Here is a 17,789-nt window from a genome sequence, read left to right as displayed (position 1 = left end):
CGGCCAGGGTGCGGGTCAGGCAGAGTCCGTGGAGCTCTTGGTGACGTACACGGCGGCCTGCGTCCGGCGCTCGAAGCCCAGTTTGGCCAGGATGGACGACACGTAATTCTTGACGGTTTTCTCGGCCAGGAACAGGTCATCGCCGATCTGGCGGTTGGTCAACCCCTGGCCGATCAGGGCCAGCACCTTTTTCTCCTGCGCGCTCAGGCCGTCCAGCCGGGGGTCGGTGGGTGCCGTGGACAGTCCTGCAATGATCTGCTGCTCGACTCCCGGATCAAACAGGGACTCGCCCGCCGCGGCCCGGCGGATACCCGCCAGGAGGTCATCACTCCTGATTTGCTTCAGGATGTACCCCGAGGCGACGGCCAGGACCGCCCCACGGAGGGCCTGTTCATCGTCGTAGCTGGTGAGGATCAGGCAGCGCAGGCGGGGATCGAGTGAACGCACGTCCCGGCAGACTTCGATCCCGGTGCCGTCCGGAAGCCGGCCGTCCAGTATGGCGATGTCCGGGTGCAGGGCGGGGATGCGCCGCGTGGCTTCGGCCGCGGATCCGCTTTCGCCGACCACCAGGAACCCTTCGCCTTCCAGCAGGTCTTTCAGCCCCTGCCGGACAAGTTCGTGGTCATCAAGGATGAACACGCGGACCTGCCCGGAAGATCCTGCCGCTTCATCAGCCCCAGTTTCATGCATCTGCACCGAACGCTCCCAAAATCTTCACGACCCAGTCCCGCCTGCGCGGGCCAGGCCCCGGGAAGGGCCTGGTCCCATTGTTCCCTGCCGGGCGCTGTGCCGGAAGGGACCAAAGTCCGCCGGGCAGCGCAAGTCGCTGCCGGTGTTGCGCATCGCACGATGGCACTGGTGCACCCGTGATGACCTTTGGCCCTGTTCCGGGCAGAGGTTCGGGTCCACGCTGGGGTGGGACGGCAACAGGAGGCAATGTGGCAACAGCAGGGAACGGGGCAGCGGTGCCTCCTTCCGATCGGCGCTCCAGGATCATTGTGGGGGTGGACGGCTCCGAGCCTTCCATCGCGGCGCTGCGGGTTGCCAGGGCCTTGGCGGAGCCGCTGTCCGCACCGGTGGAGGCCTGGGCCTGCTGGGACGTTCCAGCCGGTTACGGCGTGTACCTGGCCGTGGGGATTGAGGGCTTCAAGTATGCCGCCCACCAGGTGCTGGAGCAGGCGCTGGCGGATGCTTTCGAGGAAGTGCCGGCCTTTGTGCACCCACGCTTGGTGCGCGGCAGGCCCGGACCCGCGCTGATCGACGCGAGCCGCAACGCGTCGCTGCTGGTTGTCGGCCGGAGGGGCCATGGGAACTTTGTGCCAGGGTCTGTCAGTTCCGCGTGTGTGAGCCACGCACACTGCCCCGTGCTGGTGGTGCACGCCCCGGACACCGGAGCCGGGGACGATGCTGCCCAGCCCCAGCCTGCTGTGGTGCCCTGACGCTGCGGTGACCTGACGCCCGCGGTTGCCTCATGCCTGCGGCCCTGGTTTCGGGACCCGGCCCGCCGGCGTCGTCCGTGTGCCTGGTGGTCCTAGTGCCCGTGGTGGCCCTGCCCATGGCGGTGGGCCGCGCCTTCTCCCACCAGTTCGTGAAGTCCTTCGACCGCCTGGGCGAGTGACAGGCCGGGGGATTCGACGACGAAGGGCATCAGGAGCCGGTTCTCCTTGTCCAGGTGGAGGGCGAAGATCCGCTGAATGGCGCCGGCGGCCACCGCGGCAGCAACACCATCGGCCGTCCTGAGCTCATCGACCAGGCCCACGATGACCTGATGCTCGGCCAGCATGCCGTCCACCAGCAGCCGGGCCTCCGGGATGCCGTGCGGTCCGCTGTAAAGGGGTCCTTCTTCTGCCAGTGCGTGCGGCACCAGCTCCTTGTCACACCAGTCCAGCAGGGCGGCCTGCGTTTCCTGCCCGGCGCCTGGATCGCCCGCCTCCACGGCCTCCGTGAGCAGGCCCACCAGTCCGTTCAGGTGGCGCAGCATGTCGGCGTGGTGCGCCTCGACTGCCTGCAGCGCGTGGGCCTCGGCGGAAGCATCCTTGCCTGTTTCGTTTACGGCGTTCATTCGCTGTTGCCTTCCAGTTGGGTGACATGCCGGTTCGTGGTGCGCAGGGACCACCGAAGGTCTTTGATTGCCCAGTAGGCCGCCCCGTTCATCACCGCAAAACCTGCGATGCCCAGCAAGGGGACCCGGACCACCAACCCAAGAAGCAGGACGCAGGCGCCCGCTGCGACAAGGACGAGCCCCCGCCGGAAGCGGGTACGGAGTGACAGCGCAAAGGCATCCTTGTTGAGCAGTGCTGCCAGCTTGGGGTCTTCCGCTTCCAGGCCGTGGCTGATCAGGTCGAGTTCGCGTTTTTCGAATTCAGAGAGTGGCATAGCAGCACCCCACTGTCCATTGCCTGCGGGAGCCACGGACTCAGGTACCAGGCTGGCCGCGCAGGACAGCCAGCCTGTTCTGGTACTCGGCAGCGTCGATCTCCCCGCGGGCGAAGCGCTCAGCCAGGACGTCTTCTGCCATCCGAGGGGGTTGAGGGTGGGCGTCGTACGGGGAGGGCGCCCGCAGGGAACGGGCCAGCAGGACAATGCCGGTGATGATTGCTCCCCAGACCACCACCATGCTGATGCTCATCAGGACATAGCCCCACAGGCCCATGCCGTCGTTCCAGCCGTACACTTCCGCGACCTCCGGTCCACTGAAAGGCGGACGCCAGCCGTCTGCTTTCCGTTCCAGTATTGGGTTCCCGCAGGGGTCCGGGGGAGAGCCATTGGTCCTGTTTCGGCCCGTGGCTGCGGGGCCTTCCGGTGGGACCACGTGCTAGAAGCCGCGGCGCCGGAGCCGCTTGTCCACGGCGACGGCCAGGGATGCGAGCAGGGCCAGCCCGAGGATCCGCAGCCAGGCGTCGGCGCCGATGGGGGCGGTGTGGAAAAGCCCGTTCATCAGCGGTGTGTAGGTGAGGGCCAGTTGGCCGCCTGCCTGGACCAGGACGCCGAGGAGGAGCCACCGGTTGCCGAAAGGATGAATCCGCCAGGCTTACCGGGTCAGGGACCGGCAACTGAATAGGTAGAAGACTTCCACCGCCACGAACAGGTTTACGGCCGAAGTGCGGGCCTGGGCAACAGAGGCGCCGGTGGCCACCTCGTGTTCAAAGAGCCACCACGTGCCGGCCACCAGGAGGGCTGACACGAGCAGGACCCGCACGGTGAGCGCCCACGTCAGCAGGGGACGGTCCGGTGGGCGAGGCGGACGGGACATCAGTCCCGGTTCCTTCGGCTCGAAGGCGAGCATCAGGCCGAGGGCGACGGCGGTGGTCATGTTGATCCAGAGGATCTGGGTGGGCAGGATGGGCAGCGTCGCCCCCAGCAGGATGGCCACGAGGATCACCAGGCCCTCGGCCATGTTGGTGGGGAGGGTCCAGACAATGAATTTGGTCAGGTTGTCAAAGACGTTCCGGCCTTCTTCAACAGCTGCCTCGATGGTGGCAAAGTCATCGTCGGTCAGGACGATGTCCGATGCTTCCTTGGCCACTTCCGTTCCGCTGCGTCCCATGGAGATGCCCACGTTTGCCTGGCGAAGGGCAGGTGCATCGTTGACGCCGTCCCCGGTCATGGCGGCCACGTGCCCGCGGGACTGCAGGGCATCGATGAGCCGAAGCTTCTGTTCCGGTGAAACCCGGGCGAACACCGTGGCCCGTTCGACGGCCTCCGGCAGCCGGTCCGCCGGGATGGCATCCAGGTCCGCCCCGGTCAGGGCCGTCCCTGCGGCGCTGTCAGCCGCCAGCCCCACGGCCGCCGCCACCGTCACGGCGGTGCGCACGTGGTCCCCGGTGATCATCTTCACGCCCACGCCGGCGCGCTGGCAGGCCTTCACCGATGCTGCGGCTGCTTCCCGCGGTGGGTCGTGCATGGCGTGAAGGCCGGTCAGGGTCATCCGGCCGCGCAACGCCGTGGCCGAGAGGGGACCCGAGACGGCCGGAAGGCTCATCATGGCCGTGGCAAGGACCCGGAGCCCCTTGTCCGCGAGCGCATGGGCCGCACCGAGCACGGCGTGCCTGCGCACGGGGCTGCCGGTGCCCTGGCCGTCCATTTCGTGGGCGCAGAGTTCCAGGACACGCTCCACGGCGCCTTTTACGAACACGGTGCCGCCGTCCTGCGGGAGCGTGGAGGCGTGGAGCGTGGCCATGAACTGCCGCTCGGACGTGAAGGGCAGCTCTGACTGCCGCGGATTGGCAGCCAGGAAGTCCTGCACTTTGATGCCGCCCTTCCCTGCCGCCACGAGCATCGCGGCCTCCGTGGGATCACCGCGCACCTGCCAGCCGGACCCCTCCCTGCGGATGCTGGCGTCATTGCAGGCTGCTCCGCCCAACAGGGACCACTGCAGGGCAGCATCCCCGGGCAGCAGGGCGTCCCCAGGCAGTGCAGCACCTCCGGGACGTGTCGCACCGGCGGGCACGTTCCGGCCGTCCGGTTGCTGTCCGCCGGACGGGGTGATGTGTCCTTCCGGACCGTACCCGGAGCCTGTCACGTCGTACCACCCGGAGGGTGTCCACAGCGCACGGATTGTCATTTGGTTCTCGGTGAAGGTTCCCGTCTTGTCCGAGCAAATCACGGTGGTGCTGCCCAGCGTTTCGACCACGGGCAGCCGGCGCACCACGGCACGGCGCCGGGCCATGCGCCGGACGCCGATGGCAAGCGTGACCGTCACGGCGGCGGGAAGTCCCTCAGGGATGGCCCCCACGGCCAGGGCGACGGCGGCCGTGAACATTTGCCCCGGCCGTTCGCCGTGTGCCAGTCCGGCGAGGAACGCCACGGCGGCGAGGGCCAGGATGGCGACGGTGAGGGTGGTGCTGAACCGTGCCAGTTTCAGGGTCAGCGGCGTGGCCACGGGCCTGACGGCACCCATGAGCCGGTGGATTTCGCCGAGTTCCGTTTCGCCGCCGGTGGCCACGACGATTCCCGCGCCGGTGCCGGCGGTCACCAGGGTGCCGCTGTACAGCATGTTCCTCCGGTCCGCCACGGGTGTGACCTGGGGCAGCACCACCTCGTCCTTGGCGACGGGGTCTGATTCGCCGGTCAGTGCGGATTCGTCCACCCGCAGGGCGGACAGGCGTACCAGGCGAAGGTCGGCCGGTACCTTGTCGCCGGCTTCCAGCAGGACCAGGTCGCCGGGGACCAGGTCCTCGGACGGGACGTGCTTCCGTTCGCCGCCGCGCATCACGGCGGCATGCGTGCGGACCAATGAATGGAGGGCATCCAGGGCCGCCTCTGCCCGTACCTCCTGGATGAATCCGATCAGCGTGTTGACCAGGACCACTGCGAGGATCACGGCGGAGTCAAGGAATTCACCCAGGAAGACGGTGACCATGGCGGCGGCCAACAGGACATAGACCAGCGGGTTGTTGAATTGGCGTCCGAGTTTGCGCACGATACCGGCGCGCTGTGACCGTGGCAGCTCGTTGACGCCGAACTGGGCACGCCGGCGCACCACTTCTTCCTGGCCAAGGCCCCTGGCGGCATCCGTCTCAAGCAGCAGCACCACCTCGTGGACGGGCAGTCCGTGATGGGCCGGATCCCCGGTGTATGCGCGCCCGGTGCCAATGCCGGACGGGCCCGGCTGCCTCGTCTTCATGTGACTGTTCCGGGAGTGCTTGCTCTTCGCCATGGGTGCGGCTGCCCGGATCAGTGTCCCAGCAGGGCGTCGAGGGTGGCGAAACCGTACCCCGCTGCCGTGATGCGGTCCATGACCTGTGGGAGGGCGTCGGCGTCCAGCGTCGTCCCGTCGTCGGGGTTGGACCCGATATGCATGAGCACGATTTCGCCGGGCTGCAGCCCGGCCAGGACGCGGTCGGCCACCGATTGGATGCTGGCGCCCCCGCTGGTGCCTTTCCAGCCGAGGGTGTCCACGGTCCATCTCACGGCCACGTACCCCAGGGCGTTGACGGCCGCGATGGTGCGGGTGTCGCGTTCACCGTAGGGGAACCGGAACAGCGGCCTGGGATCGGCCCCGGCAGCGAGGATGGTCTGCTCGGCACCGCGCACCTGCTGCGTTATAAGGTCGTCGCTTAGGCCCGTGAACCCCGGATGGGTCATCGAATGGTTTGCCACACGGTGCCCGGCGGCCACAATTTGCGCCACGGCCGGTGGGTTGTTCGCGGCCCAGTTGCCGGTCAGGAAAAAAGTCCCGGCAACGCCCCGGGCGGCAAGGGCGGAGAGGATTTTCGGCAGCCCTGCAGCGTTGGCTCCAGCATCGAAGGTCAGGGCCACGACGCGGCCGGCCCCCGGAATAACGGTCAGGTCCTGGCCGCGAAGGGACACCGGAAACGGCGCCGGCTGGGGCGGTTCCGGAGGCTGGGCCGGCGCTTCGGGCGGCTCTGGTTCGGGAACCGGCGGCACGGTCACCGGTGGCTCGACCGGAGCCTGGCCTGCCTCGGGGGTGTCGGTTTCCTGCGGCTCCTGCGCCGGCGCGGAACTGCCCGGGGCTGACGTACTGGTTGATCCCGGCAGCGGCGATGGGAGCGCCGGTGTTGGGGACGGAGAGGCGGCCGACGGCGGCCCGGCCGTGGGTGCCGGAAGCAACAGGGCCAGGATGATGGCGAGGACCGCCAGGGCGGCGGCGAGCGCTATGGCGGGCGCCCGTCGTCGTGCCTCACTGGTAAGCACCACCATCACCTGCCTTGAAAGTCAGCCGTCCCTGCCGCCGATATTCCGTTCAGGAGCCCTTGGAACCGTCGGATTCGGTCTCCGGTGTGTGGACCACCAGGACGGGGCAATGGGCGTGCGCCACGACGGCGGAGCTGACCGAGCCCAGGAGCAGGCCGCCGAACCCGCCGTGTCCCCGGCGGCCCACCACGATCATGTCCGCGTCCCGGCTGGCATCTATCAGGGCTTCCCGGGGATGGCTGCGCACAAGGGTCGAGCTGACGTTGGTAAGCATTTCGGCTCCGAAGGCCTGCGCCACAGCATCGTCCAGGACCTTGCGGGCACCCTCCTCGAAGCCCTCGACGCCCATCATCACGTAGCCGCTGTACATTTGCGGGTACTCCCAGCAGGCAACCGCCTGGACCTTGGCGCCAAGGGGGGTGGCCATCCGCTGGGCCTGCCGAAGTGCCTCCACGGACGCCTCCGACCCGTCGACGCCCACCACGATCCTGGCTATTGGTGCCCCGGCAATGCTCATCTCTGCTCCCTCGTCGGACCCGCGTTGTCAGGGCCCATCATGCCTGCGTACGTGGGGCGGGGCTAGGGCCGAAGGTCATGGCGCACCGGCAGGCGGCACGCCCCCTGTGGGAACCACCTCTCCGGGCCCCTCCGGTTCGGCGGCGCCCTGGTCCAGCCGGAAGGGGGGATATTCGTCGCGCATCAGCGCGGTGTACACCAGAACGCGGTAGATCCAGCGGTTGATGCCCAGGATGAAATCGAACAGCGGGCGCTGGTAGCGGCCGGTGAACAGCAGGATCACTGCAGCAATCAGGACCAGCAGCCCCAGCAGGGACGGTCCGGATGCCCGTTCATAGGTGGCGCCGAGGACGTTGTCTTCTGCCTGCGACCGCCAGATGGTTCCCGTGGTGCCTGCGAAGGCGGCCACCAGGAGCAGGTGCGGAATGGACAGGAGCCACCATTTCACCAGGACCAGTCCGCGCGAGAGCCGCTGCGGGTACTCCACGTCGAAATCGGCCGGGTAATTGGCGCGCTTGAGCGTAAACGGCGGGTAAAGATCGGTGCCCACGGCGGCGTAGGCGTAGAAGGCCACACGCCAGTTCCACCGCAGGACGCCCACGTTGAAGTCGAACAGTGCCCGCGGATAGCGGCCGGTGAAGAGGATGGCGAACCCGGCCACGATGGTGGTGATGGCGAACGCGAACCAGAGGAAGAAGAGGAGGATGAAATGCGGTATGGCCAGGAACCATTTGACCAGCCACATCCAGCGTGAAAGGCCGGGATCGAGTTCACCAAAGAGGCTGGAGGGGTAGGGGGTGGGGGCGGCAGCTACCGGGCTGTACTGCTGGGGCGGTGGTGGCGGGACGGCCCCCGGCGTTCCGGCCGTCCCCGGCGCTCCCGGCTGGTTCCATGATGCCGGGGTTGTAGAAGGGTAGGGCGGCCCGGCCGCGGCCGGACCATTCATTGACGGTTCCCGGTAAACCGGCCCACCCATGCCCGGCCCACCCGTGTCCGGACCACCCATGGGGCGCCCGCCGTCAGGGCGTGCGGCATGCCGGCCCAGACCCGCGGCTCCAAAGATGATGAGGGGAACGCCAATCAGCAGGGCGATGATCCCGCCCACCAGCAGGCCCGTGGCTGACGGCCGGATCAGGTCGGACCGGAAGCCGGCCTGCGCCTGGACATCAACCACGGGGGAGGCATCGGCGTTCATCACCACGACTTCCCACGCGCCCGGCGTGATGTTCCAGGTCAGCTCCTGCTGTCCCGTTCCCGACGCGGAGGCGGTCCAGATGCGCTGGTCCGCGGGCGGTGATGCCGGGTTGCCGCCCGGTACATCGCGGTATTCGGCGCGGAACGGCCGCTGGCGGATGTTGAGCAGCTCCGAGTGGTGCACCCCTGACAGGTATTGTTCGACGTCGGCCTGCGGGGCGATGCCAACGAACACCGGTTTATCCGGGGTCACTGATTCAACGCGCAGCCGCAGGGTGCCGACGTCGAAGGGCAGCCTGCCGGGAACATCGTCTCCAATGGCGTCCGCCCGCGGCGAGGTCAGGGCGAATGAACTCACGGAGAACCGTGATGTGCCGGATGTCAGGTATCCGTCACCCTGGATCGTTCCCACTGCTGACGCCACGGCCCCGCCCGCCAGCGCGGCCAGGCCCGGAAGCGTTATCAGGATCCCGAGGATCAGCATGATGATGGCTGCGGGCTTCTTCATGGGGTGAACCTTCCGCGTTGGGTATGCGGGCAGGGCGGTGGGAGGATCAGCGGGCGGTGCTGCCTAGATGGCGTTCGTTGCTGCCTGGGTCCGGGTGATGATGGTGGGGCAGGGCAGGTGCTTCAGGACCCCATGGGCGGTGGAACCGAGCAGGAGGCGTTTGAAGGCGCCCCGGCCGCGGCTGCCCACCACCAGGAGCCGGGCTCCTGCTGCGGCGTCGACGAGGGCGTCCACGGGGCCTTTGTCGGTTTCCAGCCGCTGGTGCACGGTGAGGTCGGGGTAGTCTTCCTTCAGTCCGGCGACGGTTTCGGAGAGGACAACCCGGTCCTCGTCCACGATGAGGTCCGCGAGGGCACCCGGCGTCAGGCCGGCATCGATGATGGGATCCGGCACGCTGACGGCGTACACGACTGTGAGTTCGTCTCCTTCGCGGTCTGCTTCAGCGGCTGCGAAGGCAACGGCCTGGGTGGCCTCTGGTGAGCCGTCAACGCCTACCACCACTCCCGACCTGCCCTCGAGGTCCTGGGTTCCGACGACGGCAACGGGGACCTTGGCAGCGGTGGCGACCTGGAGGGCGCGGTCGGCAAGGGCGCCGCCGAGGTGGCCGCTGCCGGACCCAATGACCATCATCGAAGTTTTCTTGGAGTACTTGGCCAGGGAGCCGCCCACGCTTCCGGTGAGCAGTTCCGTGGCGGGGGTGATGGGAACCGCTCCTTCCAGGCGGCCGGCGGCGGTCTTGAGGAGTTCCTCGCCAGCCTGCTGGAGGGTTCCGAACCACGGATAGGGTTCGGCAACCCAGCGGTCGTCCACCACGTGGAGGACCACCAGCGGCAGGCCTGCCCGGTGCGCCCGGCGGGCTGCCCACAGGACCGCGGCCTGGCTTTGGGCTGAGTCGTTGGTGCCCGCAGCTATGGGTTTTTGCGATGTCATGGCCGCACTTCCTGCTCGTCGTGAACTGGGGTTTCCTGCTTTTCAAGACTGGCCCCGGCCTTGGCGGCGCTGTAGGGCCAAAAGTCACGGAAGCGCTGCTCAGGCGCTTCTACGCTCCGGGTTCTGCCGGAGCGACCGGCTCCGGGCCCGGAGTGTCCGTTTCTGCGAGGGTCTTGAAAATGGTCCAGGCGACGGCGGTGAGCGGCACTGCCAGCAGCGCCCCGATGACGCCGGCCAGGGTGGCCCCGGCGGCCAGGGCGAGGATGATTACCAGCCCGTGGATCCGCAGTACCCGGCCCATGAAAAGGGGCTGGAGGATATGGTGCTCGAACTGGTTGGCGGCCACCAGGATCACCAGGACAATGAGAGCGGTAACCGGCCCGTTTTCCACCAGGGCCACCAGCACCGCGAGGCTGCCGGCGGCGGTTGCTCCGATGATCGGAATGAAACCGCCCAGGAAGACCACCGCGGCCAGCGGCACTGCCAGGGGAACCCGCAGGACCAGGAGCCCGATCAGGACCATCACGGCGTCAATCGCAGCGATGATGAGTGTCCCGCGGACGTAGCCGCCCAGCACCACGATGCTTCGCCCGGCCGCCAGATGTGCCTTGCCCTGGCGGGTTGCCGGGAGAAAACCGATCAGGAACGAGCGGATCTTCTCGCCGTCCTTGAGGAAGAAGAACAGGATGACTGCCGTCAGGACCGTACCGGCCGCGATCTCACCGGCAGTCCTCAGCCCCGTCAACGCGTCGGCCCCCAGGCTGCCGCCGGCAAGGAACTTCTGGAACTCCCCGCGGGCGGCGTTGATCTGGTCGTTCGTCAGCGCCACGGGGCCGGTGGTAATGAACTGCTGAAGCTGGCCTATTCCTGCTTCTGCCCGGGCTGCCAGGACGGAGGCCTGCTGCCTGACCAGTGTGGTGATGCCTCCCACCACGCCGGCTGCCACTGCCAGGATCACCAGGAAGGACGACAGGACGGCCAGGGCGCGGGGCCATCCGCGGGCGGCAAGCCAGCGGACCGCGGGAGCCATGGCCGAGGCCAGGATCAAGGCCACCATAACCGGGATGGTGACCAGTGGAACACGGGTTGCGGCCGTCACCACTGCCCAGGCGAGCGCCAGCACGGAGAGCGTCTGGATTGCCCGTATGCTTGCCCGGCCCAGGCCGTCGGTCCACAGTACAGACATCCTGCCGGTAAAAGACCGGGGATGGGACGGATCTGCCGCGTCCCCGTCCAGGGGCTCATTGCCTTGCATTGGCTTTCTCCTTGCTGCCGTTGTTGTCCGGCTCCAAACAGTACGTCGTTACTGTTGCTGTTACCCCTTATGTTCGGTGCTGACCTTCCGGGTTTTTACTGGTGGATTCCGCGACTGCCGGGGAGCCGGGACGGGTGGCATGGCATCGACGGTTCCCATCCGCACGCGGTGGTCAGTATGCTTACTATTGACGGCCCAACGCAACGAGAAAGGCACCATCATGACTGAACAGAACGTCCCGGACGATGAGCTGGAAGTCGTGGAGCAGGACGATGTGCTTCTCGACGAAACTCCCGGCGCGGCGTCGTCCCTGGAACTGGACCCAGTATCGGGGGAGCCGGACAACTACCCCGGTGCTGCCGAAAACAACCCCGACCGCTGGCAGGAGGACCCCTTGCTGCAGGACGAGGCCGTCTCCGGTGAAGAGGAGGACTTCCTGAGCGACCAGACGCTGCGGGATGAAAGCGCCAGGGCGCGTTACCGTTCAGGCGATGAGCAGGTATCGCCTGACACCCCCACCCTGGGGGAGGCCGCAGCGGATGTTGATTTTGGGGAAGCCCCCACCGGCCTCGAAGCTGACGGCAGCGACGACGAGGAGAATTTTGGCGGCTCGCCGCTCAGTGAGTTTGAGCCCGACGACCTGGAACGCTAGCAACCCCGCGGGCCGGGCCGGCGTGGCCCGGCCCGCAGTGGAGGGAGTCCCATGCAATCCAAAGAACTGCTGCTGGAGGCCTTCGATCGCCTCCCGGTCCTGGTCCGGGAAGCCCTCGACGGGCTTGACGCGGCGCAGCTGCAGCGCCGTCCGGGTGGCAACGGCAATTCCATCGCGTGGTTGATCTGGCACTCGGGCCGGGTGGAGGATGCGCAGGTAGCCTCGTCTGCGGGCCTGGAACAGGTGTGGACGGCGGAAGGTTTCGTGAAGCGCTTCGGCCTTCCCCTGGGGGAACGCGACACGGGCTACGGCCACTCCAGTAAACAGGTGGACGCCGTCAGGGCGCCGCGGGAGCTGTTGCTGGAGTACTACGATGCCGTCCACCGGCAGACCGCCAAGGTCCTGGAAGACATTGCTGATCCGGACCTGGACCGCGTGGTTGACAGGCACTGGAATCCGCCTGTGACCCTCGGAGTGCGGCTGGTCAGCATCCTGGGGGACTGCCTTCAGCACCTCGGCCAGGCCGCCTACGCCAAGGGGCTGCACGCCGGGACGGCAGGCGCCGGCGGTGCGTGAACTGGTGGTATTGGGCACCGCCTCACAGGTCCCCACCAGGACCCGGAACCACAACGGCTACTTTCTGCGCTGGGACGGCGAAGGGCTGCTTTTCGACCCCGGCGAGGGAACCCAGCGCCAGATGATCCACGCCGGCGTCGCGGCCAGCCACATCAACAGGATCTGCCTCACGCATGTGCACGGAGACCACTGCTACGGGCTGCCGGGAGTCCTGTCCCGGATGGCCCTCGACGGTGTGGCACACCCGGTCCACCTGCACTATCCGGCGTCGGGTGACCCGGTGGTCCAGGCCTTGGTGGCCGTGGGTTCGCCCGGCATCGACCTGCGGCTCCATCCGCATTCGGGGGCCGGGCCCGTGGCGGACTGCCTGGAGGTGCGGCCACTGAGGCACCGCATCGAGACATACGGCTACCTGATGACGGAGCCTGACGGACGCACCTTCCTGCCGGAGCGGCTCCAGGCGGCAGGAATCGGAGGCCCGGACGTGGGCCGGCTGCAACGCGACGGCGTCCTTGGGGCAGTCAGGCTGGAGGACGTGAGCGTACCCAGGCCGGGCCAGCGCTTCGCCTTCATCATGGACACCGCGCCGTGCCCCGGCGCCGACGACCTGGCGGACGGCGCTGACCTGCTGGTCACCGAGTCAACGTTCAGCGACGACGACGGCGTCCTGGCACGGCAGTACCTGCACCTTACTGCCGGGCAGGCCGGGGAGTTGGCGGCGTCCGGCGGGGTCCGCACCCTGGTGCTCACCCATTTCTCCGCACGGTACGGTGACGACGTCTCCGTGCTGGAACAACAGGCGCAGGCACGGGCCCCAGGGGTTACCGTGATCGCCGCCAACGACCTTGACCGCATCCCTGTTCCGCGGCGGCGGCAACCAGCGGGAGAAGCAGCGGGCCCAACAACGGCGATAGGGTTAAACCATGACAGCAGCAGCTGAATCCACGGTCACTTTCGATGGCCGTTTCGCCCGGGAACTGGCGGAACTCGCCGTGCCCTGGCAGGCCGAGGAAGCGCCCAGCCCTGAGCTCCTCGTCCTGAACGAGAAGCTGGCAGCGGACCTGGGCCTCGACCCGCAATACCTGCGCAGCCCCGAGGGTGTGCGGCTCCTGGTGGGAAACCACGTGCCGGCCGGTGCCACACCCGTGGCGCAGGCGTACGCCGGACACCAGTTTGGCGGATACTCGCCCCTGCTCGGCGACGGACGGGCCCTCCTGCTGGGCGAGGTCACTGACCGGGCCGGCCGCCTCCTGGACGTCCATCTCAAAGGTTCGGGGCGAACGCCCTTCGCCCGCGCCGGGGACGGCCGTGCCGTCGTCGGGCCCATGCTGCGTGAATACATTGTCAGCGAGGCCATGCACGCACTGCACATTCCCACCACCCGGTCGCTCGCCGTCGTGGCCACCGGGCGGCAGGTCCGGCGCGATGACATGCTGCCCGGCGCCGTCCTGGCGCGGGTGGCAAGCAGCCACCTGCGCGTAGGCAGCTTCCAGTACGCGCGCGCAACCGAAAATATGGACCTCCTGAAACGGCTGGCGGACCACGCCATCAGCAGGCACTACCAGCACGCCGCTGATGCCGCCAACCCCTACCTCGCTCTGTTCGCGGCGGTCGTCTCCGCCCAGGCGGAGCTGGTGGCCCGGTGGATGCTGGTGGGCTTCGTGCACGGGGTCATGAACACGGACAACATGACCATCTCCGGGGAAACCATCGACTACGGCCCGTGCGCGTTCATGGACGCCTTCAACCCGGCCGCCGTCTACAGTTCCATCGACGTCGGCGGACGCTATGCCTACGCCAACCAGCCGGTCCTTGCCGAATGGAACCTGGCCCGGCTCGCCGAGGCCATGCTGCCGCTGATTGACCAGGACCAGGAAAAAGCCGTGGCCCCGGCGGTGGAGGTACTCGGCGGCTTCCGCGGTCAGTACAGCGAGGCATGGACCCGCGGGATGACGGGCAAGCTGGGCCTGGGCGGCGTCGATGAAAGCGGCGCCGCCGGGGCCCTTGTGGATGATGTCCTCGACATCCTGAAGGACGGACCCGTGGACTACACCTTGTTCTTCCGCAACCTGGGCAAAGCGGCTCGCGGGGACCTCCGTCCCGTGCGCGGCATGGTCCTTGACCTGGCCGCCCTCGATGCCTGGCTGGAGCGGTGGCAGGCGCTGCAGCCTGACGCGGAGCTGATGGACAGCGTGAACCCGGCCTACATTCCGCGGAACCACCTTGTGGAGGAGGCGCTGTCCGCTGCCACCGGCGGAAACCTGGCTCCGCTGCAGCAGCTGCTGGAGGCGGTCAGTGAACCCTTCACCGAGCGGCCCGGGCTGGAACGTTACCTGCAGGGGGCGCCCGACGACTTCGGCAGCTACATGACCTTCTGCGGGACCTGACCGAGGCGGCCCGCGGGGTAAAACGAGAGGAGGGTGACAGCCGGTATTCCCGGCTGCCACCCTCCTGCTTCGTCCGGCGCCGCCAACGGCGCCGGACAGTGCGAAGACTAGGCTACGCGCACAGCGGAGTAGCCGCCGAGCCAGCTGATGGAGTGCACCTGCGTGTCGAAGCCGTTGACGCCGCCGCTGACAACCTGGCCGTTGCCTGCGTAAACGCCCACGTGGCCGGAGGTGATGATCAGGTCACCGGGGGCGGGAGCGCCTACGACGGTGCCGTACTGGAAGAACTGGGTGGGGGCCAGATCGCCCACGGACTTGCCGACGGAGCGCAGAGCCTTCTCGACCATGGCGGTGCAATCCTGCTTGAAGCCCAGCTGGCTGTAGGCCGAGGCGAGGATCGCAGCGCCGGTGCCCGTGCCGGTGGTGGATGCCACCGGGGTGGCCGAGGCGTAGGACATGTTCATGCCGGTGTTCGCCGGTGCGGTGGCGGCTGCGGCCTGCACGGGTGCTGCTGCAGGGGCGGGCGCCGGGGCGGCGGTGTAGCCTGCGCCGGGAATCTGGATCTGGTCGCCCGGGTAGATGACCGAGGACAGTCCCAGGCCGTTGGCGGACAGCACGCCGTTGAGGCTGACGCCGTAGGCTGCTGCAATGGCGCCGAGGGTGTCGCCGGAAACGACCGTGTGGACGTTCCCTGCTGCTGCGGCGGGGGCTGCGGCCGGGGCGGCAGGAGCCGAGGTGGCCTGGACGCTGGTCTGCTCAGTGGTGTCCGGGGCGGATACACCTGCATGGGCCGGGGCGCCGACTCCGAAGGCAATGCCGGATGCCGCAGCAACGGCGAGCGCGGGACGGCCCAGGGAGCGGGCCTGGGACTTGGCTGTTACTGCGAGGCCCTCGAGCACAATGGAGCGGGCCGGGGTCGCGCGGTGACGGGCAGTGGTTGAAATTTTTGACACGGTTGATCGCCTCTCCCATGCCTGCGGGGTGAGCTGTCGGGTTCGGGCTGGAGATACCCGGCCGGAAGCAACCCCGCGACGTGCGGAGGCGCTATCGACTTAACCCCAAGGCCACAAGTGGCCGCGGAAACTTGGTTCCCCCGTCCCTGCCAACTGGAGCGGTTGAATCCCATGATCAGCGGCAGGGCTCGGCATGCTGACGGGAATGTCCCGTCTGAGAGGGACACCAAAAGACCATAACCCACGTGCGGCGTGATTGTCACATTTGGATAACATACGAGGTTGTTCTCTCGCATTGGGCAAACGTCTGGACATACACCGCGAGCCAGGGCCTGACCTCAGGTGATACTTTGCCCGTGAAGCACGGTAACAATGTGGAAACAGGCCCCTGCCCTGCGCCCAATCCCGACGGTAAGCTTCGGGACGATGCGCCCGTTCGTGACCTTGGGGAGGCTCCCCCTTGACGGGGGCCTCATGGCGGTTGCCCTGGCCACCCTGGTCAGCAATGCTGCGGCCGCCGAAAAGACGGCCACCGCGCTCACCGCACAGGAAAAGGCCGCCAAGGGCGAGCGGGAACGCCTGTCCGGGGAAGCGAAAGCAAAACTGGACGCCGCACGTTCTGCCCAGGCTTCGCTGGCCGGGCAGGTCGCGGAGGAGCAGCGGCACGGCACTGAGCTGACCGCCCAGCTCGCCACGCTGAAAGGTACGACGGCGGCCATGGAGGGTGGGTACCGGCAGGGCTGGGCTGCACTGGCTGCCTATGAGGCGGCCCAGGCGGCCAAGCGCGCCGCCGCTGAGGAGCAGGCCCGCGGACAGGCGGAGGCCGCAGCCAAGGGTGCCGCAGCGGCAGCCCGGCAGCCCCAGGAGCCCGCACCCCGTGCCGACCCTGCCCAGGCCAATCCGGCCCAACCCGGTCCGGCCCCCGGCGCGGTCAATGATCCCGCCGGGGCGAAAAGCTACGCGTCCGGACGCCTGCCCGCCTACGGGTGGGGCCAGGGCCAGTTCCTGTGCCTGGCCCAGCTGTGGACCAAGGAGTCCAACTGGTTGACCACCGCCACCAACGCCTACTCCGGAGCCTATGGAATTCCCCAGGCCCTGCCCCCGGGGAAGTACGCCAGCGCCGGCGGCGACTGGCTCACCAGCTATCGCACCCAGATCGAATGGGGCCTGGGCTACATCCGTGACCGCTACGGTTCACCGTGCGCGGCCTGGAACCACTCCGTAACCCTGAACTGGTACTGACTGACGCGTTAGGCTGTCTCCATGCCAGATTTCGAACGGTTCCGTGCGCTGCTCGAAGAGGAGCGGGCGCGGCGCCTGGCACTGTTGCCGGCGCTGCGGGCGGACATCGAGGCAGCAAACTCGGCGCGCCAGGGTTCCAATGTCGACGACGAGCACGATCCCGAGGGTGCCACCATCGCCTTCGAACTCTCACAGGCCTCTGCGCTCCTGAAACAGAGTTCGGCGAGCCTGGACCAGATTGAAGCGGCGCTTGCCCGGCTGGCGGCGGGGACCTATGGAACCTGCGCCGTATGCGGGGAGCCCATCGCCGAGGGCAGGCTGGAAGCCCGCCCGTGGACCCCGTACTGCATCCACCACGCGGCGTCCGGGCGCGGGCGATGACCGGTACGGCGGACGTTGTGTCCGCGGCGGCGGATTTCGTGGACCGGACCCTGCAGAACGAGGGCGCCTGGTACCGGGCGGACGACGTCGGGGCACGGCTGGGCGGGGTGCTTGCCTCTTATGGTTCCTCTGTGGGGGCCGTTCGCGGGACCGTGCGCGATGCGCTGCGGAAGTTCAAGGACCTGGACCATGACGGCACGGTCATGCTGGCCTCCGCCCTGTGGGGCCAGCCGCGGCCCGGTTCCCGGCCGGTGTTCGAGCGCCGCCTGGCAGCGGTGGTCCTGCTGCAGTCACGGGTGCGGCTGCTCCGTCACTCTGACCTGACCCGGCTGGAGGGTTTCCTTCGCTCCGCGCAGGCAGCGGACCTGACCGGGCCCCTTCTCGCCGACGTCCTGGTCCCGTTGCTGGCGGGGCTGGGGGAGCGCGAACGGCAGCGGGCAGGCGTTGTCGTGGCGCGGTGGCGGGAAGACCCGGACCCCCAGCTGCGGGCGGCGGCCGACGCCCTTGAAAAAGACTTGACCATTTGAAACGTACCGAG

General features: G+C 68.0%; 18 protein-coding genes, 1 pseudogene and 1 riboswitch. Of the genes and pseudogenes, 8 read left to right on the top strand and 11 right to left on the bottom strand.

Features of this window, described 5'->3' with window-relative positions:
- Window positions 1–15: 15 nt before the first annotated feature.
- Window positions 16–690: a response regulator transcription factor gene (locus NMQ03_RS11855; RefSeq protein ID WP_255172370.1), complete on the bottom strand. Its 675-nt coding sequence runs from the start codon at window positions 688–690 to the stop codon at window positions 16–18.
- A 248-nt stretch (window positions 691–938) separates the two neighbouring features.
- On the opposite strand from NMQ03_RS11855, the gene NMQ03_RS11850 reads away from it, so the two are divergent.
- On the top strand, window positions 939–1,439 hold the full coding sequence (locus NMQ03_RS11850; protein ID WP_255172369.1) for a universal stress protein: 501 nt from the start codon (window positions 939–941) through the stop codon (window positions 1,437–1,439).
- 92 nt (window positions 1,440–1,531) lie between these two features.
- Here NMQ03_RS11850 and NMQ03_RS11845 read toward each other — a convergent pair whose 3' ends face one another.
- The 9 genes and pseudogenes from NMQ03_RS11845 to NMQ03_RS11805 all read right to left on the bottom strand — a co-directional run bounded on the left by NMQ03_RS11845 (window position 1,532) and on the right by NMQ03_RS11805 (window position 11,060).
- On the bottom strand, window positions 1,532–2,062 hold the full coding sequence (locus tag NMQ03_RS11845; protein WP_255172368.1) for a hemerythrin domain-containing protein: 531 nt from the start codon (window positions 2,060–2,062) through the stop codon (window positions 1,532–1,534).
- The gene (locus NMQ03_RS11840; protein ID WP_255172367.1) at window positions 2,059–2,376 is read right to left on the bottom strand and encodes a DUF3040 domain-containing protein; all 318 of its coding nucleotides are present in this window, start codon (window positions 2,374–2,376) and stop codon (window positions 2,059–2,061) included. Before NMQ03_RS11840 ends, NMQ03_RS11845 begins: the two co-directional genes overlap by 4 nt.
- Before the next feature lie 40 nt (window positions 2,377–2,416).
- Window positions 2,417–2,674 (bottom strand): SHOCT domain-containing protein, encoded by a 258-nt coding sequence (locus NMQ03_RS11835; RefSeq protein ID WP_255172366.1) that lies wholly within the window; start codon window positions 2,672–2,674, stop codon window positions 2,417–2,419.
- A gap of 141 nt (window positions 2,675–2,815) precedes the next feature.
- Window positions 2,816–5,626: pseudogene (locus tag NMQ03_RS11830) on the bottom strand (cation-translocating P-type ATPase).
- A gap of 50 nt (window positions 5,627–5,676) precedes the next feature.
- Window positions 5,677–6,663: a polysaccharide deacetylase family protein gene (locus tag NMQ03_RS11825; protein ID WP_255172365.1), complete on the bottom strand. Its 987-nt coding sequence runs from the start codon at window positions 6,661–6,663 to the stop codon at window positions 5,677–5,679.
- A 43-nt stretch (window positions 6,664–6,706) separates the two neighbouring features.
- Entirely contained in the window at window positions 6,707–7,174 is a 468-nt protein-coding gene (locus NMQ03_RS11820; RefSeq protein ID WP_255172364.1) for a universal stress protein, read from the bottom strand.
- Between the two features lie 75 nt (window positions 7,175–7,249).
- A complete protein-coding gene (locus tag NMQ03_RS11815; protein ID WP_255172363.1) occupies window positions 7,250–8,875 on the bottom strand; it encodes a DUF4389 domain-containing protein in 1,626 nt (541 codons plus the stop codon).
- Between the two features lie 63 nt (window positions 8,876–8,938).
- Window positions 8,939–9,805, bottom strand: coding sequence for a universal stress protein (locus tag NMQ03_RS11810; protein WP_255172362.1), 867 nt, complete (start codon window positions 9,803–9,805; stop codon window positions 8,939–8,941).
- Between the two features lie 109 nt (window positions 9,806–9,914).
- Complete coding sequence (locus NMQ03_RS11805; RefSeq protein ID WP_255172361.1) at window positions 9,915–11,060, bottom strand: AI-2E family transporter; 1,146 nt, start codon at window positions 11,058–11,060, stop codon at window positions 9,915–9,917.
- Window positions 11,061–11,280: 220 nt separating this feature from the next.
- Here NMQ03_RS11805 and NMQ03_RS11800 point away from each other — a divergent pair, with 220 nt between their 5' ends.
- From NMQ03_RS11800 to NMQ03_RS11785, 4 genes are read left to right on the top strand one after another with little or no spacing between them, the layout of a single operon-like run.
- Window positions 11,281–11,712 (top strand): hypothetical protein, encoded by a 432-nt coding sequence (locus tag NMQ03_RS11800; RefSeq protein WP_255172360.1) that lies wholly within the window; start codon window positions 11,281–11,283, stop codon window positions 11,710–11,712.
- Between the two features lie 51 nt (window positions 11,713–11,763).
- Window positions 11,764–12,288, top strand: coding sequence for a DUF664 domain-containing protein (locus NMQ03_RS11795; RefSeq protein ID WP_255172359.1), 525 nt, complete (start codon window positions 11,764–11,766; stop codon window positions 12,286–12,288).
- Window positions 12,281–13,228, top strand: a complete 948-nt coding sequence (locus NMQ03_RS11790; protein ID WP_255172358.1) for a ribonuclease Z — start codon at window positions 12,281–12,283, stop codon at window positions 13,226–13,228. The genes NMQ03_RS11795 and NMQ03_RS11790 overlap by 8 nt, the downstream gene beginning before the upstream one ends.
- A complete protein-coding gene (locus NMQ03_RS11785; protein ID WP_255172357.1) occupies window positions 13,212–14,675 on the top strand; it encodes a YdiU family protein in 1,464 nt (487 codons plus the stop codon). The genes NMQ03_RS11790 and NMQ03_RS11785 overlap by 17 nt, the downstream gene beginning before the upstream one ends.
- Window positions 14,676–14,782: 107 nt before the next feature.
- Here NMQ03_RS11785 and NMQ03_RS11780 read toward each other — a convergent pair whose 3' ends face one another.
- Window positions 14,783–15,628, bottom strand: a complete 846-nt coding sequence (locus tag NMQ03_RS11780; protein ID WP_255172356.1) for a LysM peptidoglycan-binding domain-containing protein — start codon at window positions 15,626–15,628, stop codon at window positions 14,783–14,785.
- Between the two features lie 3 nt (window positions 15,629–15,631).
- Window positions 15,632–15,802: riboswitch (cyclic di-AMP (ydaO/yuaA leader) on the bottom strand.
- A 252-nt stretch (window positions 15,803–16,054) separates the two neighbouring features.
- Between NMQ03_RS11780 and NMQ03_RS11775 the strand changes: the two genes are divergently transcribed.
- The 3 genes from NMQ03_RS11775 to NMQ03_RS11765 are packed head-to-tail and all read left to right on the top strand — an operon-like array spanning window position 16,055 to window position 17,778.
- A complete protein-coding gene (locus tag NMQ03_RS11775) occupies window positions 16,055–16,870 on the top strand; it encodes a hypothetical protein (protein WP_255172355.1) in 816 nt (271 codons plus the stop codon).
- A 21-nt stretch (window positions 16,871–16,891) separates the two neighbouring features.
- Window positions 16,892–17,251 carry a TraR/DksA C4-type zinc finger protein gene (locus NMQ03_RS11770; RefSeq protein WP_255172354.1) on the top strand — a complete coding sequence of 120 codons (360 nt, stop codon included), beginning with the start codon at window positions 16,892–16,894 and terminating at the stop codon, window positions 17,249–17,251.
- Window positions 17,248–17,778, top strand: a complete 531-nt coding sequence (locus NMQ03_RS11765) for a DNA alkylation repair protein (RefSeq protein WP_255175596.1) — start codon at window positions 17,248–17,250, stop codon at window positions 17,776–17,778. The genes NMQ03_RS11770 and NMQ03_RS11765 overlap by 4 nt, the downstream gene beginning before the upstream one ends.
- Window positions 17,779–17,789 lie beyond the last annotated feature (11 nt).

It is taken from the genome of Arthrobacter sp. DNA4 (genome assembly GCF_024362385.1).
Classification (GTDB): Bacteria; Actinomycetota; Actinomycetes; order Actinomycetales; family Micrococcaceae; genus Arthrobacter.
The sequence above is the reverse complement of the archived record's forward strand: the minus strand, read 5'-3'. Positions and strand labels throughout refer to the sequence as shown.